This is a genomic window from Sphingomonas sp. J315 (genome assembly GCF_024666595.1).
Lineage (GTDB): Bacteria > Pseudomonadota > Alphaproteobacteria > Sphingomonadales > Sphingomonadaceae > Sphingomonas.
The window spans coordinates 1,536,591-1,556,670 of sequence record NZ_CP088296.1; the positions used below are offsets into that span (position 1 = coordinate 1,536,591).

A 20,080-nucleotide genomic window follows, 5' to 3' on the forward strand; every position below is an offset into this window, starting at 1 on the left:
TGGAATGCTTTGGGACGGGGTCAATGTGGGAGTCCAAAGACCTCTCCCATGACTTCGAAGTGCTTTCGGCATCCGCGGCAGAATCCGCACGCAATATCGCTGATATGGCAGGACAGCGACCATCCAAGGACTTCCAACGGCGTTTCCGAAATCCGCACCAGTTCCCCCGCTGTGAGATGTATTGCGGGCGTTGTGACCTGTAGCGCGCCTTCCTGTTGGCCGATCAGCTCGTTGACGGCTGCAAAAAAGGAAGGGGTTCCGTCCGCGTGGAATCCATCGCTACGGAGTGCGCCGACCATCAGCTCCGTTACACCGAGCTGATGGCATTTCATGGCCGCAACGGTGACTAGGAACTGATTTCGGTACGGCCACCATTCGCTTGCGGGTGCGCTTTCGGAGGCTGGCGTTCCCGCTAAGTCGCCGCTGCCGAGCGAAGCGATATTAGCTTCAACCACCACATGCTCGATTCCGAGCGCGTCAGCTACCGCCTTGGCCGCCCGAACTTCTCCTGCGGCAGGCCTCTGTCCGTAATCTATCGTCACTGCATATGCGGGTCGTTGCCAGTAGGCGATGCAGGTCGAATCCATCCCGCCGGACAGAAGGACCGCTTTGGTCATGCTCGCCACGCAAGCAGATGCAGGGCGCTGATGAAGTCCTCATGGATGGTACATCCCGCCCCGGCAGGAAGCTTTGTGTCGTTTGAGCGCATGTTCTGAGCAACGCAGAAAACCGGCTTACCAAGCGCGACAGCGTAGCCGACTTCGAACAGTGTGCCTGGGCTGCTCCCATTGATAATGGCTAGCACTGCGTCACAATCTCGGATTGCTTGAAGATCCTGCTCGACCACGGCTTCAGCGGGTCCGTGGCCGATATCGTGAACGGGACTGAATACCTCCATACCCCAACCGGCCAGCACCTTTCGCGCTTCATTGATAATCACGCGCTGCCCCAGCTCGCGAAACGGCCCGGCCAGATACACCTTGCCGCCCGCGAGGCGGATGGGCTCGTGCGAGCCCGCCAAGGTTTCAGAGATCGGAGCGATCGGAAGGGTTTCGGACTCCACATAGGCGGCGACGCTTCGTGAAGCGTAGTCGGCGGCCTCGACAGGAGTCATGTTCTCCTTGCCCCACGCAAGCGCAAACGCTGCTACGAACACGTCGCCCGAACCCACTGTGAATACGCTCGAGGCTCGATACGCTGGGACGGTCCCTTCCAGGCCATCACGCGTGAATATGCGCGCGCCATCAAGCCCACATTTTGCGATCACAACCTCGGCGCTTTCCTCTTTGAGAAGATGCATTGCACCCTGATCGACCTGCATTCGCGTCAGCAGCCGGATTTCCGCCGCGTTTGCGACAATGGCGAGCCGATCGGCAGTCGAACCCGATTGCCGGAAACCCTTCGGGCTTATTGGCGACTGGGGATCGTAGACGCAGATGTCAGCCCTCACCGTCGGAGAGCATTCGAGCATCCCGAATTGCAAAACCAGCCCGCCATCCAAATGGAACGACGGTTGAGCCATGATCTCAGACAGCCGTGGATGAATTAATGGCTCGGCCAGAGAATGTAGATATTCGAAGCTGATGAACTGGTCGCCGCCATGACGGACGACATCGACTCCGTAGGCTTCGAAATTGGGGATTACGCGCTCGGCTGCGAGGTCGGGCAGCACCGTGTGAAGTGTCACGGCGTCGAAGTACGGAGCTAACGCAACAGCCGCCCGGCCAGCGGAGCCGAACACCTGCCTCCTGATCGGAAACGCGCATTCTTCTCCGTAGACTCCGCCGACAACAGAGAGCGCGGTCATGCCGGTTTGATCTCGATTTCGACCTTTGCCCCGCTGATCGACAGAACCTCGGCCTGATAGGCAAATTTCTCCTTCAGGCATTCGATCATATCGACGAGCCTGAGTGAGGTTACGGCGCCCACGACTGCGCCCGCGACCGTTTTGACCACAACCCGGTTACGAGGCGCCGTTTCCAGCTCGACCAACAGGATGTCGCCAGCCTTGAGCGTCGCAACCACCGAAGCGACGGCCGAAGCTATGACAGTCTTCTCATAGATCGCACACTTATCCGGACCCCCACCGCCGCCGCCTTCTCCAGCACTGCCACCTTGTGAAGTTCCGCTTTGACGCCAATCATCAAAGCCGGAACTTGTATCTCCTCCCCCCGACATAGGCAGTTCTCCAAGTGATTATTGGAGGTACGATTTCGCGCTCATTTGCAATTGCGTCAATCTCGTCTGTTTCAAAGAGGTGTGTATACATCTCCCTATTCACACCCAGCCGCGCCAGACGGCAGGTTTGATATCAGCACGACAATAGCGCGCCCATCCGTGCGCCGATGGTCGCACGAATTTCTAGATCCGGCGAAGGTTTGCGGCCTTGAGGCTCTGCTCGAGCAAATGCACTAGCTGTTAGGAGCTGACGGGTGGCCGCCCGTCATGGCTATAGCATTCCTTGACCAGGCGTCGAGCGAATGGCGGCTTTTGGCAGTCCTCAAGGTCACCTCAAATGACCGATATTAGGGCGCAAAGCCGTCGTCACTCATGGCACTTTGGCGAAAATGCCATGAGTGACGACCGCTTTGCGCCCCATTATCCGTCGTTCAGCAGGGCCGCGAGCTTTCCTAAAAGCCGTCGTTCGTCCCGATGCCGCGAGAGCGGTGGTTTTGGTGTCCTGCCACACCTGTTGGGAATGGATCGCGCGATGCACCCGATTGTGGAGCATCGATCTGGAAAGAGCCGCAGTTCGCACCGCGGCCCTAATCTCATTTTCCTTTATCTCTTTCTTTAGCGCAGCAGGGGCAGTCCTTATCGCAGCAGTCGCTCATGTTCATTGCCAGCCTCCCAATTGAAGGGGAGATAGTACCTTTCCGGCCCATATCTGCAAGTCTGCTATCCCTTGTAGCGACAAGGCCTGGTCGCAAAACCGCGATTTGATCCGGCCCTCGCCGATTGGCAGGCCGCGTGAGCTAACGAATAGGAAGCTGTCCATCGGCGCGCAGGCCGAACGGCTCAGGGCTACGCACTTCGGTGCCGGACGTCGGTATGGAACGTGGCTATTCGGCAATGCGGCCGATACTTCTAACGTGTGGCCACGCCCGATGAGGGACACATTGGCAGTTCGCGTATTTATATGGCCGGTGGAGGGGGAAAATGATGAATACAGGACTGTTGATCGCAATGACGCTGGCGCTTGTCGGCTTGAGCAAGACACCACTCGCAATCGCCACAACCGCTGAGGACATCGCCGCCGTCCAACCACCAATCGCGACGGTGGACAGGTTTCACTTAGCGTTGGCTGAGGGGAGAGTCGAAGCCGCGCTCAGGCTGCTGAGCGACGATGTGCTGATCTACGAGTCCGGTCGGGCAGAGCGCAGCAAGGCGGAATATGCGAACCATCATCTTAAAGCGGACGCCGAGTTCGCGGGCGCGACCCAACGCAAGCTGGTGAAGCGTACGTTCTGGATCGGAGCCGAGTCCGCCTGGGTCACCAGCGAAACCGAGACGACCGGCACTTTGAAGGGGAAAACGCTTGCCCTTACCGGCACGGAGACGATGATCCTGCGTCGAACGGCTGGCGTGTGGAAGATCGTCCATATTCACTGGTCATCGGCGACCAAGCGCTAGTCGGGTGATAGCGTTCCAAGGAGCGCAACCACCAGCACCGCAGTGATGCCGAGCGCTAATTCGAGCAACAGGCTGATGCGGATCGCGCGCATGTCGCGACCGGCGGCATGTTCGAGTTGCGGGGTGAAGCGCCAGCGATTTGCCGCCGCGAATGCGAGCATCGCCAGGAACAGGGCGATCTTGACCGCCAGCGTCTGGCCATAGTCGCTCGCGATCAACTGCACGGGACGGGCGAGATCGGCGATCAAGGCGAGGTTGATCACGCCGGTCACAATCAGCACACCGACGACTGCCGTGCCTGTGTTCGCGAAGTGGCGCAATGCCGGGACGATCTCGTCGATCGCGGGCTCGCGCCGCCCGATTGCAACGAGCAGAAGGACCAGCGTACCGATCCAGATGGCGGCCGCGATCAGGTGGAAGATGTCGGACGCCTTATGCAGGACGCCCGTCGCACCCTCGCCAGCCCCCGCATGGCCAGACCAGGCGAGGCTCGCGAGCGCAACTACGCCCAGCATTGTTGGCAGCAGGGGGGAACGTTCGGATCGCGCTAGCACGGTAAGCACAAGCAGCGCGCCCAAGGCCAGAAGTCGGACCACCGCCCCTTTTCCGTGGCTCGTTTCGAGCGCGATGAAGCGCAGCATTTCGGTATCGAGAAGGGCTTCATCACCGCCGACCATGGCTGCGGCGCTTGCCGCGAAATGCGCGGCAGTGACCACCACGCCAATGGCAGCGAGCAAGGCGATCAAACGCGGCGACACCGCGGCCGGCGCGGTTCGCTGCGCGCACAGGAGCAACCCGGCGATTGCCATCAGATCGAGGTAGAGGAGAAAGCGCAGCGCGACTGCCACGCCTTCCCCCGCTATTACCCCGATCATGTCAGCCGATGGTGAAGCTGTGCGTGCCGGTGATCCGATGCGTGTCGCCGCCGACGACGTGCCAATCGACCCGATAGGTGCCAGCCGGGAGCGGCTTGGCCGAGGTCAGCACGATCGAGCTGCCATCGCTGCCGACGGCCGAGTTGACGCCCGTCATCTTCATGTCGGGGTGGTCGGCCATTCCCGGCATGCCGGTCATGGTCAGCGTCGCTCCCGACAGCTTCGGCGTCAGCCGCTCGCTGAACTTCAGGACGATGCGCGCGGCGGTCTTGACCGTCGCATTCGCCGCCGGGCTCGCGGACAGCAGCTTGGGATGGGCCAGCGCGATGCCCGGCACCGCGAGCAGCGAGAAGATCGCTGCTGCGAACATGGATTTCGAAAGGAAGCGCATGAACTACTCCAGTTGGTTCGATGCATGATACGTGCAGGCACATCGCACCCCTCGAAATTTCGAGGGCACACGCCCATACGCACGTAGTGAGGGGCGGAGACGAAAAAGATGGCAACCGAAATCGACTATACCGCCCACATGGCGCAGACGCGCTGGTCCGAGCATCCCGGCCTCGACGGCATCGAGGAACGTATCATCGCAGGCATCGATGCGCGCAGTTCCGACGCGGTGGGGCCGCGCATGACCGTAATGCTTGCGACGGGCGCGTTGTTGATCGGCGCAGTCTTTGGAGGCGTGCCCGGCCAGCGCGCGGTGGCCGCAACGCCGCATGGATTGGTTGAGCCGGGGCCGCTGGCGCCGTCCACGCTGTTGCTGGGCAGCGCGGCCGAATGATCCGCCGTCGCGCCGGACTCGCGTTGATTGCGTTTGTTGCTGCGCTGTGCGGCGCGCTGGTCGCGCATTTTCTGATCCCTGACCCCGTCAAACCCTCGGTCGATATTCACGCCGTGCTCCACGAACGGCTGAACCTTGACGCCGAGCAGGCGAAAAAGCTGGAGGTTCTGGAGCGCGATTTCGCGGAGCAGCGACGGTCGCTCGAGGCGCGGATGCGCGCAGACAATCGTCGGCTCGCCGCCGCAATCCAGGCGGAGCACCGCAACGGCCCTGCGGTCGAGGCGGCGATCGACGCCACACACATGACGATGGGCGAGCTTCAAAAAGCGACCGTCGCGCATGTCTTCGCTATGCGCGCGTTGCTGCGGGACGACCAGGTCGGGGTGTTCGATGAGGCTGTGACCAAGGCGCTTGTCGAAGCGCCCAAGTGAGCGTCGGCGACGATGGCAGCGATGCCGCTTTGGTGTCGCGAACGCTGGCAGGGGACCAGCGCGCGTTCGCCATTCTGGTCGGGCGCTACAAACGCTATCTCTACGCCATCATCGTCCGGCTGGTTGGCGATCCCGACGAAGCGCTCGACCTGGTTCAGGAGGCGTTCGTGTCGGCGCATGCCGCGCTTCGGCGTTATGATCCCGATCGCCCGCTGCGGGGTTGGCTCGCGCGGATCGCGCTCAACAAGGCGCGGGACTGGCGGCGCAAGGAGCGCGTGCGCGCGGCGCTTCGGGCACTGCTGCCGATCGGCGAGGGTCAGAATGTCGCCGATGACGCTGCCTTGCCCGATCGCCAACTGGCCGACCGCAGCGAACTGACCAGCATCGAACGGAGGATAGCGGGAATGCCCGCGCGCTTGCGAGAAGTGCTGCTGCTGCGGACGATCGACGAACTGACCCAGGCGCAGGTCGCCGAACTGCTCGGAATCAGCGAGAAAGCGGTCGAGACGCGGTTATACCGCGCGCGCCGCTATCTGCTCGATGCAGGGTGATCCGACGGATCGTTCAGCTTCGCGATGATCGGGCATTCCGGCCGATCGTCCCCCGCGCAATGCGACGCAAGATCCCTCAGCGTGTCGGCCATAGCCTGCAAAGAGTTAATCTTGGCCTGAAGCTTGCCGATGTGGCCCGCCGCCATTGCCTTCACATCGGCGCTCTTGCGTTCGCGATCGCGCCACAGGCCCAACAGTTCGGAAATCTCCGCGACCGAGAATCCCAGGTCGCGCGCGCGCCCGATGAACCGTAGCTCGTGGACATTGGCATCCGAATAGTCGCGATAGCCAGAATCGCGGCGATCCGCGGGCGGGATGAGCCCGATCTCTTCATAATAGCGGATCATCTTTGCCGAGATTCCCGTTAACCGCGCCGCCGTGCCTATATTCATGTCTGTCCGCCCGCTGATACCGACGCAAAAAATATAGCGGCACCGGCTTGACCTTCCAATGGTTGGAAGGATTATTGGCCCATCACGTTGGGGTTGGAAGCGACCCTGACTCCGCAAATTCAAGGAGTTCGACGTGGCACGCACCGTAAAGACCGCAGAATTGTTTCGTATGGTGATGCCCAAGCACACCTGTCCCTACGGCCTGAAGGCACTCGATCTGCTCCGGCGCGAAGGCTTTTCGGTCGATGACCATCACCTGACGACGCGATCCGAAACCGATGCGTTCAAGGTAGAGCATGGGGTGGCGACCACGCCGCAGGTCTTCATCGATGGACGGCGCATTGGCGGCTATGACGATCTGCGCCGCTATCTGGGCAAGCGCGTCCGCGACAAGGACGCGGTGACCTATGTCCCGGTCATCGCGCTGTTCGGCGTCGCCGCCGCGATGGCGCTTTCGGCCAGCTGGGCAATCGAACAGAGCCTGTTTACGGTTCGCGCGGCCGAGTGGTTCATCGCTTTTGCCATGTGTCTGCTCGCCCTTCAGAAGCTCAAGGATGTCGAGAGTTTCGCGACGATGTTCCTCAACTACGACCTGCTGGCCAAGCGGTGGGTGCCCTATGGCCGCATCTATCCCTTTGCTGAGCTTGCCGCCGGCATTTTGATGGTCACCGGGACGATGATGTGGCTTTCGGTGCCCATCGCATTGTTCATCGGCACGATCGGCGCGGTATCCGTGTTCTATGCCGTCTATATCGAGCGGCGGGAGCTCAAATGCGCCTGCGTCGGCGGCGACAGCAAGGTTCCGCTGGGTTTCGTCTCGCTGACCGAGAATGTGATGATGGTCGCGATGGCGGTGTGGATGGTGGCAAAACCATCGCTGCTTGCCACGCACTGAGCCCACAGCATGCATCGCCGTGAGGGATGACCCGCATCGGCGCGTAGTCAGGTGCAATTCAACGGAGCTTTAACAAGCCATGGTTCGAACAATGGATCGACGACAGCTGCTCGGCGGCGTCGGGATGGGGGGCGCTGCCCTTGCGCTTTCGCAATGGATGCCGGCATGGGCGCGCAGCAATTCTCCCGGTCTGGTTGCTGACCTCAAGACGGTGTCCGGCGAAGACATCCGGCTGCGCATTGCGCACCAGATGATCCATCTCGACGGCCGCCACGGCCATGCGATCGGGATCAACGGCACCGTGCCGGGGCCGCTGATCCGGTTGCGCGAGGGGCAGAATGTCCGGCTTCATGTCGAAAACGCTCTGGACGAAGACAGCTCGATTCATTGGCACGGCCTGATCCTCCCCTTTCACATGGACGGGGTGCCGGGGGTCAGCTTTCCTGGGATCAAGCCACGCACCACCTTTACCTACGAGTTCCCGATCGTTCAGGCAGGCACCTACTGGTATCACAGCCATTCGGGGTTGCAGGAGCAGATGGGCCATTACGGCCCGATCGTGATCGATCCCGAAGGCGATGATCCGATCCAGTCCGATCGCGAGCATGTGATCGTGCTGTCCGACTACAGCTTCATGCATCCGCACCGGATCTTCCAGAAGCTCAAGCAGATGGGCGGTTACTTCAACCACCAGAAGCTGACCGCGACCGACGGCGAAGCGATGTCGGCCGCCGAGCGGATGGCCTGGGGCAAGATGCGGATGGACCCGACCGATATTTCTGACGTCACCGGCGCGACATACACTTACCTCGTCAACGGCCATGGCCCGAAAGAGAACTGGACCGGCCTGTTTCGACCGGGCGAGCGGGTGCGGCTGCGCATCGTCAATGCGTCGGCGATGACGACATTCAACCTGCGCATTCCGGGGCTGAAGCTCAGCATCGTGCAGGCGGACGGAATGAATGTGCGCCCCGTTGCGGTCGACGAGTTCCAGATCGCGGTCGCAGAAACCTATGACGTGATCGTCGAGCCGAGCGAGGACCGCGCCTACACCTTCGTCGCCGAGACGGTTGATCGCTCGGGAATGGGGGTCGCGACGCTGGCACCTCGGCCCGGCATGCGCGCACCGGTGCCACCGCTGCGCAAGCGACCGCTGGCGACGATGAAGGATATGGGAATGGGTGGCATGGGCGGTCATGGCGCTGCCGCCTGCACGCCTGAGCATGCGGCCATGGGCCATTGCACGATGCCAAGCGGCGACGGCGCGGAACACAGCGCTGGCACCGCGATGAAGCATTCGATGCGCGATTTCTCGGTCGCGCCTGACGTTGCCAAGACGCCGACGGTCCAGTCGATCTCGCCGATGCCAGTCGATCGGATGGGCGAACCTGGACAGGGGCTGGACGATGTCGGCCATCGCGTTCTCAATTATCGTGATCTGGTCGCGCTCGATCGAAACCCCGACATTCGCGGCCCTGAGCGCGAAGTGCGCATCCACCTGACCGGCAATATGGAACGCTATATGTGGGCATTCGATGGCGAGAAGCTGTCCGAGGTTGGCGCCCCGATCCCGTTCACCGAAGGCGAACGCGTCCGGGTCACCCTGGTCAACGACACGATGATGACCCACCCGATCCATCTGCACGGACATTTCTTCGAGCTGGTGACGGGGCATGGCGACCATTCGCCGCGCAAGCACACCGTCAACGTTCAGCCTGGCGGCACCGCTGCCTTCGACTTCACCGCCGACGCAGTGGGCGACTGGGCGTTCCACTGCCACATGCTCTATCACATGCATGCCGGGATGATGCAGGTCGTGACCGTGCGCCCGCAGGAGGACGCGGCATGATCGGCAGCCTACTTCTCGCCGGGACCGGCTTTGTTTCTGCCATGGGTCTTGCGCCCGCCGGACAGACGATGCCGCCGATGGCGGCTCCCAAGGCTGAGGCTCAGGCCGCGTCAGCCTGCACGCCAGAGCATGCGGCGATGGGGCATTGCCAGATGCCTGATACCAAGGCGCCGGCGAGCCCCCCCACGAACGACCCGGATTGTCCCCCCGAACACGCAAAAATGGGGCACTGCACACCCAAGGACGCGGCACCGGCAGAGGATGCGGTCGGCACCGACCTGGCGCCGGGCACTGGCCCGGCACCCGCCCCCGTCGCGGCGAACTATGCCGACCGCGTCTGGGGCCGCGAGGCGATGCAGCCGACCCGCGACGACCTGCGCCGCCATCACGGTGGCGGCACGTTCAGCAAGGTGACGATCGATCTGGCCGAGCTGACCATCGCCAAGGGACATGAAGGATATCGTTTCGAGACCGACGCATGGTTCGGCGGTGACATCAACCGCCTCGCGTTGAAGGCTGAAGGCGAAGGCACCTTTGGCGAGGCGATCGAAGGCGTTGATTTCAAGGCGCTCTACTCACGCGCGATCGGCCCCTATTTCAATCTTCAGGGCGGTCTGAGACAGGAGATTGGTCATGGTCCCGACCGGACCCATGCCGTGATCGGCATCGAAGGGCTCGCGCCCTATTGGTTTGAGGTCGATGCCTATCTGTCGCTCTCGACACAGGGGGAACTGCGCGCCAGTGCGTCGGCGGAATATGACCAGCGTCTGACCCAGCGCCTGATCCTTCAGCCGAAGATCGAGTTCGAGCTATCGGCACAGGACATCCCGGCGCTCGGCATCGGGGGCGGGTTCTCGAGCGCCGAGGCGGGGCTCCGTCTGCGCTACGAGATCGCGCGCGAGTTCGCGCCCTATGTAGGCATCGTGCATGAGCGAAAGTTTGGACGAACCGCATCCTTCGCGCGTGCGTCCGGCGAGGATACGCATGCGACCAGTCTCGTCCTGGGGGTCCGTGCCTGGTTCTGAAGGTTATAGGTGCAGGGCTGAAGATGGTGGCGCATGCGCATAGCGCGGTTCAGGAGGTCTGATGCTCTACCTAGCAATCAAGGCGGCGATTTCCGGCGTGCTCATCGCGCTCGTCTCGGAGATCGCCCGCCGCTCCCCCGGCTTCGGCGCGCTGGTCGCGTCGCTGCCGCTGGTCTCTGTCCTCGGCATGATCTGGCTCTGGCGCGACAAACCCGACATAACGCTGATGGCCGATCACGCACTCGCGACCTTCTGGTATGTGCTTCCCAGCCTGCCGATGTTCTTGGTGATCCCACTGTTACTCAAGCGTGGCGTCGGTTTCTTGCCGTCGCTCGCAGCCGGATGCGTGCTGACGGTGCTGCTCTATGCGGGGATGACGGTTGTGCTGGGACGATTCGGGGTCCGGCTTTAAGGCGGCTACTTCATGACCTCGCGATGCCAGATTAGCGAATCCAGCTTACCGGTTCGAGGCAATGTATATTGAGCAAGCGCATAAGCCTTGGTCGCCACCCCGAATCCACCTGACCTCTAGCGACCGATGGTCGGAGATAACCTCTAGCAGTTGAGCGGATTGAAACGCAGAAATCCACTAGCCTCTTGGCGGGGATCTACCCACTGTCCGCGCAAGTCACGCGATGGCTGCTTTCGTGGTTCGTCCTGCCAAAAGCCGCCAGACCGCTTACGGCCCACATCCCGCCGTTCGCTACCCCTGCCGGGCGATGGCCGAAAATGGGCCGCAACCGGACTGGCGGCTTGTGGCCGCCGGAGCGGCATAAGCAGACATCGTAGCGGGTGGTGCGCGTACAACTCGAATTAGGCCGTCAGCAGCCTGTCTATTTTCGGGTACGGCAGTGGGCAAAGCCGACGCACGTAAGCCGATTGCGCCAGAACTCCGTTTCTGAACACTGCCGTCTTCCGCTCGATCATCACCTCGCAGTGGGTCTGCGGTCCGAGAGCATGGCTCTCGATCTCGCCCCGATTGCGGACCATGTCGTTGGTCGACCCTTGTGCGTCACGCTCTCGACCGGCCGCACCCGTCGATATGTCAATCATCAATTCCCGCATGACAATCGCCGCGCAGCACAATCTCATAACGATATAAAGATATCTTTATATCAGGATTGACAGCGTAGTTTCGATTGTGTTGAAAGGGCGCGTCGAGGTTCCCCGCCTCAGGCACGACGGCGGGGCTAAGACGGGAAGCCGGTGATGTCCTTCTGGGCAGATTCCGGCGCTGCCCCCGCAACTGTAAGCGGCGAGTGGCGGTTCCATTTTGTGCCACTGAGCGTCCGCAAGACGCTCGGGAAGGCCGGAACCACCGCGACGACCCGTGAGCCAGGAGACCTGCCTCCGACGCGATAACGTTCCTCGGACGGGGGTGTCTCCGGTGGATCGCGCTTGACGCAGGGCTTGCGGCTGTCCGCCGTCGCCTGTCCATCGTGCGCGTTCTTCCTTCGGCCCTCCTGCCCGCACATGCAGTTTGGGGTACCGACCATGACCGACAGCGCCTTCACCTTCACGCTCAAGAGCATTCCGTTCGACGAAGAGTATCGGCCGGCCGACAATACGCGGATCACGACCAACTTCGCCAATCTGGCGCGGGGTGAGCGCCGTGAGGAAAATCTGCGCAACACGCTGCGCATGATCGACAACCGCTTCAATTCACTGGTGCACTGGGACAATCCGGCGGGCGATCGCTACGCGCTCGAGCTCACCATCATCACCGCCGAGATGCATGTCGCCGCCAACGGCGCTCAGGATGCGTTCCCGCTGATCGAGATCCTCAGGACCACGATCATCGACAAGAAGACCAGAGCGCGGATGGACGGCATCGTCGGGAACAATTTTTCCTCCTACATCCGCGATTACGACTTCAGCGTCGTGCTGCCCGAACATAGCAAGGCGCATCCCAACTCGGGCACGCCAGAAGGGTTCGGCGACCTTCACGGCAATCTGTTCAAGCATTTCCTGAAGTCGGAAGCGTATCGCGCAACGTTCAGCAAGCCGCCTGTGATCTGTCTCAGCGTGTCGAGCAACAAGACCTATCAGCGTACCGGCAACGAGCACCCGATCCTGGGCTTTGAATATGAGAATGACGAGTTCTCGGCGACCGACGACTATTTCGCGAAGATGGGGATGAAGGTCCGCTACTTCATGCCGCGCAACAGCGCCGCGCCCTTCGCCTTCTACCATATCGGCGACCTGCTGGGCGACTATACCAACCTCGAGCTGGTCAGCACGATTGCGACGATGGACACGTTCCAGCGCATCTATCGCCCCGAGATCTACAACGCCAATTCGGTAGCGGCGGAACAGTATCGGCCTAGCCTGAAATACCAGGACTATTCGCTGACCCGCATCGTCTATGACCGCGAGGAGCGTAGCCGGCTCGCGTTTGAACAGGGCAAGTTCGCCGAAGAGCGGTTCATCAAGCCCTATCGCGCAGCGCTTGAACAATGGTCGGCCAGTTTCGCCGCCTGATCTCCCCTGAATTCAAAGGTATTTTCGAACATGACGATGTTGTTGCCCACGACGACCGCGGGCAGTCTGCCCAAGCCCTCCTGGCTCGCTGAGCCCGAGAAGCTGTGGGCCGCGTGGAAGCATGAAGGCGAAGAACTTGTCGCCGCCAAGCAGGACGCGCTGCGCCTTGCGGTCGATGATCAGAAAAAGGCGGGTATCGACATCGTCGGCGATGGCGAACAGACGCGCCAGCATTTTGTCACCACCTTCATCGAGCATCTGGAAGGCGTCGATTGGGAAAAGAAGCAGGTCATGCGCATCCGCAACCGCTACGACGCCAGCGTGCCGTCGGTGGTGGGCGCGGTGTCGCGGCCCAGGTCGGTGTTCGTCGAGGATGCCAAGTACCTGCGCGCGCAGACCGACGGGCCGATCAAATGGACGCTGCCCGGTCCGATGACGATGATCGATACGTTGTACGACGATCACTATAAGAGCCGTGAGAAGCTCGCCTGGGAATTCGCCTGCATCCTCAACGAAGAGGCGAAGGAGCTGGAAGCCGCAGGCGTCGATATTGTCCAGTTCGACGAACCGGCGTTCAACGTCTTTTTCGACGAGGCGAACGACTGGGGCATCAAGACTCTGGAGCGCGCCGCCGAGGGGCTGAAGTGTGAGACCGCGGTCCACATCTGCTATGGCTATGGCATCAAGGCTAACACCGACTGGAAGAAGACGCTCGGCTCCGAATGGCGGCAATATGAGGAAATCTTCCCCAATTTGCAGAAGTCGACGATCGATATCGTCAGCCTCGAATGCCAGTGTTCGCGCGTACCGATGGACCTGATCGAGCTCATTCGCGGCAAGAAGGTGATGGTCGGCGCGATCGACGTGGCGACCGACACGGTCGAGACGCCCGAAGAGGTCGCGGCGACGCTGCGCAACGCGTTGCGCTTCGTCGATGCCGACAAGCTCATCCCCGCCACCAACTGCGGCATGGCGCCGCTGTCGCGTGCGGTTGCGAACGGCAAGCTGAGGGCGCTGGGTGCGGGTGCGGAGATCGTCCGCAAGGAACTGGCGGCGTAAGCAAAAATCGGGTCCGGCGATGCCCACACGGCATCGCCGGACGGCGTATCCGGGCGCGGTCGCGTGCTCGATTCAGGAATATTCGATGAACGCTCTTCTGCGCCGCCCGCGGCTCGATCCCTATATCTTCGCGATCATGGCGATGGTCGCGGTGGCCGCGATCATTCCCGCGCGGGGCGTCGGGAAAGAGGTGCTTGATCATGTCGTGCACGCCGCGATCGCGCTGCTGTTCTTCATCTATGGCGCGAAGATTTCGCGGCAGGCGATCTGGCAGGGCATCGCCCATTGGCGCCTGCAGGGTCTGGTCTTTGCCACCACCTTCCTCGCCTTCCCGGTGATCGGGTTCGCGTTGATCGCTCTGGCGGGGGGCGTTCTGGATAGCGGGCTGGTCACCGGCCTGATGTTCCTGTGCCTGTTGCCCTCCACGGTGCAATCGTCGATCGCGCTGACCTCAATCGCGCGCGGCAATGTCCCGGCGGCGCTGTGCTGCGCGTCGCTGTCGAACCTAGCCGGGGTGGTGATCACGCCTGTGCTCGCGGCACTGCTGCTGACCACCAATAGCGGCGGCATTTCGCTCGACGCGGTGCGCGAGATCGCGCTGCAGATCCTGCTGCCCTTCATCATCGGCCAGTTGGCGCGCCCGCTGGTCGGCGACTGGTTCACCCGCCAGAAGACGCTGACGATGCTGGTCGATCGCGGATCGATCCTGCTGGTCGTCTATGCGGCGTTCAGCGCGGGCGTGGTCGCGGGCATCTGGAGCAAGGTGACGCCGCAGAGCATTGCGCTGGTCATCCTGCTCGATCTGCTGCTGCTGTCGATCGCCCTCGTCTTCACGACTGCGGCCGCTCGCCTGTCGCGCCTGCCGGTCGAGGATGAAGTCACGATCGCGTTCTGTGGATCGCAAAAGAGCATGGCGAGCGGACTGCCGATGGCGAACATCCTCTTTCCGGCCAGCACTGTTGGCCTGATCGTCCTGCCGCTGATGCTGTACCACCAGATGCAGCTGATGATCTGCGCCGCGCTCGCCCGGCGCTACAGCCTGCGCCCCGAACAAGCCGTGCCGATGGTCACAGCCGCGGCATGACCCCGATTCATCCAGCCGTCAGTCAAGGATCAAACCCTATGACCATCCTCCGCGATATCGACGACGACAGCGATCTGCGCCAGCTGTTCGGCCGGTTCCCGACCGGCGTCACGGCATTGTGCGCGATGAATGGGGACCAGCCGATCGGCATGACCGCAAGCGCCTTCGTGGCGATCTCGCTCAAGCCCGCATTGGTCTCGGTGTGCATCAAGCACGGGTCGTGGACCTGGCAGCAATTGCGCGGGTGCGACCGGATCGGAATCTCATTTCTGGGCCACGGGCACGCCGCAGTCGCGCGTCAGCTATCGCAGCGCAGCGACGACCGGTTTGAGGGGCTGGATTATGACGTGACCACCAACGGCGGGCTGTTCCTCGCCGGTGCGACAGCCTGGCTCGAATGCGCACTCGAGCGGGAGATACCTGCCGGAGACCACGACATCGTCCTGTTTCGCCTTCATCGCGCATCGGTGGCCAACGCGGTCATGCCTCTCGTCTTCCACTCCAGCGACTTCCACACTCTTGCGCCCGTCGATCAGATGCACTGTTCATTGCCATCTTCAGGGCTCAAGGTCGGAGCCGCTGCCTCGGCAGCGTGCGCAGATCGATGAGCAGCGACCTCGCCGCCGTTGCGCCCGGTACCGTCCAGTTGATCGATATGATCTTCCCCGGCGATGCCAACCATCACGGCACGCTGTTCGGCGGCGTGGCGCTCGCACATATGGACAAGGTGGCGTTTCTTGCCGCCACACGTCATGGCCGCGCACCGTTCGTTACCGCAGCATCGGACAAGATCGATTTCAGGGCACCGGGACGCATCGGCGAGATGGTCGAGGCCACCGGTCGCGTGGTTCGTGTCGGCAACAGTTCGCTCGATGTGGAGGTCGAACTCGTTGCCGAAGCCCTGGTTACTGGTGAGCGACGCACCTGCGCGAGCGGGCGCTTTGCGATGGTCGCGGTAAAGACGGCCGAAACGGTCCTGCCGCTCCCGCCGCTCGACCTGACTGCTTCTGCGCCAAACGACGATCTCTTGCGGATGGTCGAGATCGTATTCCCACCGCAGACCAACCATTATGGTACGCTCTACGGCGGCGACGCGCTCAAGATGATGGGCAAGGCGGCGTTTATCGCCGCGACCCGGCGCGCGCGCGCGGTGATGGTCGTGGCGGCGTCGGACAAGATTGAATTCGAGTCTCCCATCCGTGAAGGTGAGTTGGTCGAACTCGCAGCCAGACCGGTTGGTACCGGCCGCACGTCGGTGCAAATCGCTGTGGACCTGTGGGCAGAAGGCCTTTTGACGGGCGAACGCCGCCTGGCCGGGTCGGCGCGCTTTACGATGGTTGCAGTCGACCGCGAAGGACGGCCCACCGCGTTCGGGTGACATATGCCGCTCACTGCCGTTCTTCTAGGCGGCCTGCGTCTCATCTCCAAGCGAACCGCAAGAGCATGATAACGACGACCGCTTTCGGGAATTAGAGCGAGTTTTGGTTGAGTGAAGCCCAGTTCGAACGGCTGCGTCCGCTGCCGGACAACGTGCGCGGTGTGGCGCGGGTCGATGATCGGCGGGTGATCAGCGGCATCATCCGGCGCGCGGTGCATCTCGAACATCTCAACTTTTCTCAGCGGCTTTGAGCGTCGGATCGCGTTGCGCGCGGTTTGGCTGGTCGCTAGCGAATCGAATGACGCGCTGCTGATCCCGCCACGGGGTTGTTGAGAACCGGTTGCAACTGGTCTAGATCGGCGGGGTCATTTACGAACGACTGGAGTTGATGTGTCGAGATTTCTTGCCGTCGCCGCAACCTTTACGCTCGCGCTGACCACCGCCTGTTCGGACGGCGCCAAGGACAGCGGCGCAGCCGCGGGTGAACAGGTCGTCAACCTCTACACCGCGCGCCATTATGACAGCGACAATGCATTGTATGAGCGGTTCACGCGCGAAACCGGGATCAAGATCAACCGGATCGAGGGGCGGCCCGACGAACTCATCGCCCGGATGAAGAGCGAGGGTGCAAACAGCCCTGCCGACCTGTTCATCACCGCCGATGCCGGCGCGTTGTGGCGCGCGCAGCAGGCGGGCCTGTTCCAGCCGGTTCAGTCCGAAACGCTGACCGCGCGCATCCCCGACAATCTGCGCGAACCCGGCGGAAACTGGTACGGCTTCATGCGCCGCGCGCGCGTCGTCGCCTATGACGCGGCCAAGGTTCAGCCCGAAGAGATTGACGATTACGCCAAGCTTGCCGACCCGCGTTTCAAGGGCAAGATCTGCGTCCGCTCGTCCGACAGCGTCTATAACCTCTCGCTCGTCGGTGCCCTGATCGAGGCCTGGGGGGCCGGCACGCACGGACCAGTGGGTCAAGAGCATCGTCGCCAACATGGCCCGCCCTCCGGAGGGTGGCGACCGCGACCAGATTTGCGCGGTCGGCGCTGGCGTATGTGAAGTCGCGCTGACCAACAGCTATTATTATGTGCGGATGGCCACCGGTGAAGACGCAGCGGATCGCGCCATCACGCAGAAGGTGAAGCTCGGATTCCCCAGCCTCGACGGCAAGGGCGCGCATATCAACATCTCCGGTGGCGGCGTCGCGGCCAACGCCCCGAACAAGGCGAATGCACTCAAGCTGCTCGAATTCTTCGCCTCTGCCGACAGCCAGGCGCATATCTCGAAGAACAATAACGAGTACCCCGCGTCGCCCGATGTGCCCGCACCGCCGCCGGTGGATGCCTATGCGACCTTCACCGCCAACCCGATGAGCGTCGCCGCCTTCGCTGCGCGCCAGCCCGAGGCCCAATCGATGATGAGCGCGGCGGGTTGGCGCTGACGGCGCTGCGCCAAGGCGTTCTTCCACGCATCTCGATCCCGGCCGCCCTTGCAGGGGCGGCCGGAATTGCCGTTGCGTTGCCGCTGATCGGTGTGGTGTTCGCAGCGCTGGGCAGCGAGACCGCGGACATCGCCGGGCGCGACGTCGTGCGCTATGCCGCCACCTCCGCCTGGCTGGCGCTGCTCGTCGGCATCGCCACTGCGGTCACCGGCACGGTCGCGGCCTGGCTGGTGGTGATGCACCGTTTCCCCGGGCGCGACCTGTTCGCCTGGGCGCTCGCGCTGCCGCTCGCCGTCCCCGCCTTTGCGCTGGCCTATGGCTATGCCGATCTGCTCGATGTCGCAGGGCCGTTGCGCAGCTGGATGCGCGCCGACCTTGGCTTTGACCTGCCATTCGGGATCCGCACCAGCGGCGGGGCGGCATTCGTGCTGTCCTGCGCATTCTATCCTTATGTCTACCTCGCGATGCGCGCCGCGTTCGTGAACCAGTCGGTCAACATCCTCGAAGCCGCGCGGATGCTCGGCTGCAGCGGATCGCAGGCGCTGTGGCGGGTGGCGCTCCCGATGGCACGACCGGCGCTCGCCGCAGGCGTCGCGCTCGCAGTCATGGAGACGCTCGCCGATTATGGCGCGGTCCAGTTTCTGAGCGTCCAGACCCTTACCACCGGCGTCGTGCGCGCCTGGTCGGTCTATGGATCGACGGTCAGCGCCGCACGCTTCGCGCTCCCGCTGCTGGCAGCCGCAGCGCTGTTGCTGTGGATCGAACGGCAGGGTCGCCGGGGCAGCACGCATGAATCGGGCCGCGGGCGCTGGCGCGACATGCCGGTCCGACCGCTCGCCGGACCTTCGGCCTGGGCGGCAACCGGATATTGCGCGGTGCTGCTGCTCGCGGGCCTGGTGCTTCCGGTCGGCTGGCTCGCATGGAATGTCGCCGGGGTCACCCCGGACTGGCCGCGCCTGACCCGCGCGGCGGGACACAGCCTGTCGCTCGGCATCGCCGGTGCGATCGTCACCGTGACTCTCGCAACCATGCTCGCGCTCGGAACCCGACGGCTGCCGCTTGCCGGACGGCTGGCAAGCCTTGGCTATGCTACGCCCGGCGCGGTGATGGCGATCGGGCTGCTCGCGCCGGCCGGGGTCATCTGGGGGCTGGTGCCGGGATCGGGCATGGCGGTGGGCATCGTCCTGCTCGTCTATGCCTATGCCGCGCGACTGATGGCGGCCGCGCTTGAGCCGATCGACGCGGGCCTGACGCGGGTCACCCCGTCGATGATCCAGGCGGCCCGGACGCTCGGGCGCAGCGAGAGCGGCGCCGCCTTCGCCGTCGAGCTTCCGGTGGCGCGCGGCGCAATGCTGACCGCCGCACTGATCGTGTTCATCGACGTGCTCAAGGAACTGCCCGCAACGCTGATCCTGCGCCCGTTCGACTTCGACACGCTGGCGGTGATCGCCAGCAACTATGCGCTCGACGAGCGGCTGGGCCAGGCCGGGCTGCCCTCGATCCTGATCGTCGCGCTGTCGCTGCCTGCGGTCGCATGGCTCACGCGCCGGATTGCGCGGGCGCGGCCCGGCACCTAGGCGCAAGCGGATGACCCATCCTGTGCTCGACGTCCGGACTGTCTCGCGCCGCTATGGCGACAGGCCGGCAGTGACCGACGCAAGCTTTACCCTGACGGCGGGGGGCGTCGCCTGTCTGCTCGGCCCGTCTGGCTGCGGCAAGAGCACGCTGCTGCGGATGATCGCTGGGCTGGAGCCGGTCGATGGCGGCGAAATCCACCTGGGCGGCACGATCGCTTCGCAGCCCGGGCGGGCGATCGCACCGGAGGATCGCGGCGTCGGGCTGGTGTTTCAGGACTTCGCGCTGTTTCCGCACCTCAACGTCACCGACAATATCGGCTTTGGCCTGCGCGGGCGTCCGAGCGCGGCGCGGGCAGAGCGGGTTGCAGCGATGCTCGCGCGCTTTCATATCGAGCATCTGGCGCATGCCTGGCCGCACACCCTGTCCGGCGGGGAGCAGCAGCGGGTGGCAATCGCCCGCGCGCTGGCCCGCGACCCAGCCCTGGTGCTCCTCGACGAACCCTTTTCCGGCCTGGACGGCCAGCTGCGCGCCGAGGTGCGGGCGGCGGTGCTGGCCGATCTGCGCGCAACCGGAACGAGCGTGCTGATCGTCACCCACGACCCGCGCGAAGCGATGCAGGTGGCCGAT

The 20,080-nt window shown here is 63.1% G+C and carries 22 protein-coding genes, 2 pseudogenes and 1 riboswitch; of the genes and pseudogenes, 18 read left to right on the forward strand and 6 right to left on the reverse strand.

From position 1 onward, the window contains the following. Window positions 1–20 precede the first annotated feature (20 nt). From LRS08_RS07800 to LRS08_RS07810, 3 genes are read right to left on the reverse strand one after another with little or no spacing between them, the layout of a single operon-like run. Window positions 21–617 (reverse strand): 7-cyano-7-deazaguanine synthase, encoded by a 597-nt coding sequence (locus LRS08_RS07800; protein WP_257844197.1) that lies wholly within the window; start codon window positions 615–617, stop codon window positions 21–23. After that, window positions 614–1,807 (reverse strand): PfkB family carbohydrate kinase, encoded by a 1,194-nt coding sequence (locus LRS08_RS07805; RefSeq protein ID WP_257844196.1) that lies wholly within the window; start codon window positions 1,805–1,807, stop codon window positions 614–616. Before LRS08_RS07805 ends, LRS08_RS07800 begins: the two co-directional genes overlap by 4 nt. After that, window positions 1,804–2,025, reverse strand: coding sequence for a hypothetical protein (locus tag LRS08_RS07810; protein WP_260481533.1), 222 nt, complete (start codon window positions 2,023–2,025; stop codon window positions 1,804–1,806). Before LRS08_RS07810 ends, LRS08_RS07805 begins: the two co-directional genes overlap by 4 nt. Window positions 2,026–3,186: 1,161 nt before the next feature. On the opposite strand from LRS08_RS07810, the gene LRS08_RS07815 reads away from it, so the two are divergent. Continuing rightward, window positions 3,187–3,633, forward strand: coding sequence for a nuclear transport factor 2 family protein (locus tag LRS08_RS07815; protein ID WP_257842949.1), 447 nt, complete (start codon window positions 3,187–3,189; stop codon window positions 3,631–3,633). Here the strand turns inward: LRS08_RS07815 and copD are convergent. Further along, window positions 3,630–4,508, reverse strand: a complete 879-nt coding sequence (gene copD, locus LRS08_RS07820; protein ID WP_260481534.1) for a copper homeostasis membrane protein CopD — start codon at window positions 4,506–4,508, stop codon at window positions 3,630–3,632. The genes LRS08_RS07815 and copD overlap by 4 nt on opposite strands. 1 nt (window position 4,509) lies before the next feature. Next, window positions 4,510–4,899, reverse strand: a complete 390-nt coding sequence (copC, locus tag LRS08_RS07825; protein WP_257842946.1) for a copper homeostasis periplasmic binding protein CopC — start codon at window positions 4,897–4,899, stop codon at window positions 4,510–4,512. A 108-nt stretch (window positions 4,900–5,007) separates the two neighbouring features. Here copC and LRS08_RS07830 point away from each other — a divergent pair, with 108 nt between their 5' ends. The 3 genes from LRS08_RS07830 to LRS08_RS07840 are packed head-to-tail and all read left to right on the forward strand — an operon-like array spanning window position 5,008 to window position 6,274. Then, window positions 5,008–5,292: a hypothetical protein gene (locus LRS08_RS07830; protein ID WP_257842945.1), complete on the forward strand. Its 285-nt coding sequence runs from the start codon at window positions 5,008–5,010 to the stop codon at window positions 5,290–5,292. Beyond that, complete coding sequence (locus tag LRS08_RS07835; RefSeq protein WP_257842944.1) at window positions 5,289–5,723, forward strand: periplasmic heavy metal sensor; 435 nt, start codon at window positions 5,289–5,291, stop codon at window positions 5,721–5,723. Before LRS08_RS07830 ends, LRS08_RS07835 begins: the two co-directional genes overlap by 4 nt. Then, the gene (locus LRS08_RS07840; RefSeq protein WP_257842943.1) at window positions 5,720–6,274 is read left to right on the forward strand and encodes an RNA polymerase sigma factor; all 555 of its coding nucleotides are present in this window, start codon (window positions 5,720–5,722) and stop codon (window positions 6,272–6,274) included. The genes LRS08_RS07835 and LRS08_RS07840 overlap by 4 nt, the downstream gene beginning before the upstream one ends. On the opposite strand, the gene cueR is transcribed toward LRS08_RS07840, so the two are convergent. Further along, window positions 6,253–6,666 carry a Cu(I)-responsive transcriptional regulator gene (cueR, locus tag LRS08_RS07845; RefSeq protein WP_257842942.1) on the reverse strand — a complete coding sequence of 138 codons (414 nt, stop codon included), beginning with the start codon at window positions 6,664–6,666 and terminating at the stop codon, window positions 6,253–6,255. The two genes, LRS08_RS07840 and cueR, sit on opposite strands and share 22 nt — an antisense overlap. A 169-nt stretch (window positions 6,667–6,835) precedes the next feature. Here cueR and LRS08_RS07850 point away from each other — a divergent pair, with 169 nt between their 5' ends. From LRS08_RS07850 to LRS08_RS20250, 14 genes and pseudogenes are all read left to right on the forward strand, one after another. After that, complete coding sequence (locus tag LRS08_RS07850) at window positions 6,836–7,561, forward strand: glutaredoxin (RefSeq protein ID WP_257845404.1); 726 nt, start codon at window positions 6,836–6,838, stop codon at window positions 7,559–7,561. 79 nt (window positions 7,562–7,640) lie between these two features. After that, on the forward strand, window positions 7,641–9,410 hold the full coding sequence (locus LRS08_RS07855; RefSeq protein ID WP_257842941.1) for a copper resistance system multicopper oxidase: 1,770 nt from the start codon (window positions 7,641–7,643) through the stop codon (window positions 9,408–9,410). Then, entirely contained in the window at window positions 9,407–10,435 is a 1,029-nt protein-coding gene (locus LRS08_RS07860; protein WP_260480887.1) for a copper resistance protein B, read from the forward strand. The genes LRS08_RS07855 and LRS08_RS07860 overlap by 4 nt, the downstream gene beginning before the upstream one ends. A gap of 61 nt (window positions 10,436–10,496) precedes the next feature. Continuing rightward, window positions 10,497–10,847 carry a DUF3147 family protein gene (locus LRS08_RS07865; protein WP_257842939.1) on the forward strand — a complete coding sequence of 117 codons (351 nt, stop codon included), beginning with the start codon at window positions 10,497–10,499 and terminating at the stop codon, window positions 10,845–10,847. A 731-nt stretch (window positions 10,848–11,578) separates the two neighbouring features. After that, window positions 11,579–11,802: riboswitch (cobalamin riboswitch) on the forward strand. A gap of 127 nt (window positions 11,803–11,929) precedes the next feature. Next, complete coding sequence (locus LRS08_RS07870) at window positions 11,930–12,916, forward strand: DUF1852 domain-containing protein (protein WP_257844192.1); 987 nt, start codon at window positions 11,930–11,932, stop codon at window positions 12,914–12,916. 30 nt (window positions 12,917–12,946) lie between these two features. Next, entirely contained in the window at window positions 12,947–13,975 is a 1,029-nt protein-coding gene (locus tag LRS08_RS07875) for a methionine synthase (RefSeq protein ID WP_257844191.1), read from the forward strand. Window positions 13,976–14,060: 85 nt separating this feature from the next. Next, the gene (locus LRS08_RS07880; protein ID WP_257844190.1) at window positions 14,061–15,059 is read left to right on the forward strand and encodes a bile acid:sodium symporter family protein; all 999 of its coding nucleotides are present in this window, start codon (window positions 14,061–14,063) and stop codon (window positions 15,057–15,059) included. 38 nt (window positions 15,060–15,097) lie between these two features. Beyond that, the gene (locus LRS08_RS07885) at window positions 15,098–15,667 is read left to right on the forward strand and encodes a flavin reductase family protein (protein ID WP_257844189.1); all 570 of its coding nucleotides are present in this window, start codon (window positions 15,098–15,100) and stop codon (window positions 15,665–15,667) included. Then, window positions 15,664–16,437: an acyl-CoA thioesterase gene (locus LRS08_RS07890; RefSeq protein ID WP_257844188.1), complete on the forward strand. Its 774-nt coding sequence runs from the start codon at window positions 15,664–15,666 to the stop codon at window positions 16,435–16,437. Before LRS08_RS07885 ends, LRS08_RS07890 begins: the two co-directional genes overlap by 4 nt. A 107-nt stretch (window positions 16,438–16,544) precedes the next feature. Next, a pseudogene (locus tag LRS08_RS07895) lies at window positions 16,545–16,640 on the forward strand (IS5/IS1182 family transposase); the annotation flags it as partial. A gap of 187 nt (window positions 16,641–16,827) precedes the next feature. Next, the gene (locus LRS08_RS07900) at window positions 16,828–17,493 is read left to right on the forward strand and encodes an extracellular solute-binding protein (protein WP_260481535.1); all 666 of its coding nucleotides are present in this window, start codon (window positions 16,828–16,830) and stop codon (window positions 17,491–17,493) included. Further along, complete coding sequence (locus LRS08_RS07905) at window positions 17,429–17,875, forward strand: extracellular solute-binding protein (protein WP_260481536.1); 447 nt, start codon at window positions 17,429–17,431, stop codon at window positions 17,873–17,875. Before LRS08_RS07900 ends, LRS08_RS07905 begins: the two co-directional genes overlap by 65 nt. Further along, a complete protein-coding gene (locus LRS08_RS07910; protein WP_257844184.1) occupies window positions 17,866–19,452 on the forward strand; it encodes an iron ABC transporter permease in 1,587 nt (528 codons plus the stop codon). Before LRS08_RS07905 ends, LRS08_RS07910 begins: the two co-directional genes overlap by 10 nt. A 10-nt stretch (window positions 19,453–19,462) precedes the next feature. Continuing rightward, window positions 19,463–19,945 (forward strand): annotated as a pseudogene (locus tag LRS08_RS20250) (ABC transporter ATP-binding protein); the annotation flags it as partial. Between the last annotated feature and the right edge of the window lie 135 nt (window positions 19,946–20,080).

Bases quoted from the DNA above. Each gene is read 5' to 3' on its own strand.
- LRS08_RS07800 (WP_257844197.1), bottom strand. From the start codon at position 617: ATGACCAAAGCGGTCCTTCTGTCCGGCGGGATGGATTCGACCTGCATC.
- LRS08_RS07805 (WP_257844196.1), bottom strand. From the start codon at position 1,807: ATGACCGCGCTCTCTGTTGTCGGCGGAGTCTACGGAGAAGAATGCGCG.
- LRS08_RS07815 (WP_257842949.1), top strand. From the start codon at position 3,187: ATGACGCTGGCGCTTGTCGGCTTGAGCAAGACACCACTCGCAATCGCC.
- copD (WP_260481534.1), bottom strand. From the start codon at position 4,508: ATGATCGGGGTAATAGCGGGGGAAGGCGTGGCAGTCGCGCTGCGCTTT.
- copC (WP_257842946.1), bottom strand. From the start codon at position 4,899: ATGCGCTTCCTTTCGAAATCCATGTTCGCAGCAGCGATCTTCTCGCTG.
- LRS08_RS07830 (WP_257842945.1), top strand. From the start codon at position 5,008: ATGGCAACCGAAATCGACTATACCGCCCACATGGCGCAGACGCGCTGG.
- LRS08_RS07835 (WP_257842944.1), top strand. From the start codon at position 5,289: ATGATCCGCCGTCGCGCCGGACTCGCGTTGATTGCGTTTGTTGCTGCG.
- cueR (WP_257842942.1), bottom strand. From the start codon at position 6,666: ATGAATATAGGCACGGCGGCGCGGTTAACGGGAATCTCGGCAAAGATG.
- LRS08_RS07850 (WP_257845404.1), top strand. From the start codon at position 6,836: ATGGTGATGCCCAAGCACACCTGTCCCTACGGCCTGAAGGCACTCGAT.
- LRS08_RS07855 (WP_257842941.1), top strand. From the start codon at position 7,641: ATGGTTCGAACAATGGATCGACGACAGCTGCTCGGCGGCGTCGGGATG.
- LRS08_RS07860 (WP_260480887.1), top strand. From the start codon at position 9,407: ATGATCGGCAGCCTACTTCTCGCCGGGACCGGCTTTGTTTCTGCCATG.
- LRS08_RS07865 (WP_257842939.1), top strand. From the start codon at position 10,497: ATGCTCTACCTAGCAATCAAGGCGGCGATTTCCGGCGTGCTCATCGCG.
- LRS08_RS07870 (WP_257844192.1), top strand. From the start codon at position 11,930: ATGACCGACAGCGCCTTCACCTTCACGCTCAAGAGCATTCCGTTCGAC.
- LRS08_RS07875 (WP_257844191.1), top strand. From the start codon at position 12,947: ATGACGATGTTGTTGCCCACGACGACCGCGGGCAGTCTGCCCAAGCCC.
- LRS08_RS07880 (WP_257844190.1), top strand. From the start codon at position 14,061: ATGAACGCTCTTCTGCGCCGCCCGCGGCTCGATCCCTATATCTTCGCG.
- LRS08_RS07885 (WP_257844189.1), top strand. From the start codon at position 15,098: ATGACCATCCTCCGCGATATCGACGACGACAGCGATCTGCGCCAGCTG.
- LRS08_RS07890 (WP_257844188.1), top strand. From the start codon at position 15,664: ATGAGCAGCGACCTCGCCGCCGTTGCGCCCGGTACCGTCCAGTTGATC.
- LRS08_RS07905 (WP_260481536.1), top strand. From the start codon at position 17,429: ATGGCCCGCCCTCCGGAGGGTGGCGACCGCGACCAGATTTGCGCGGTC.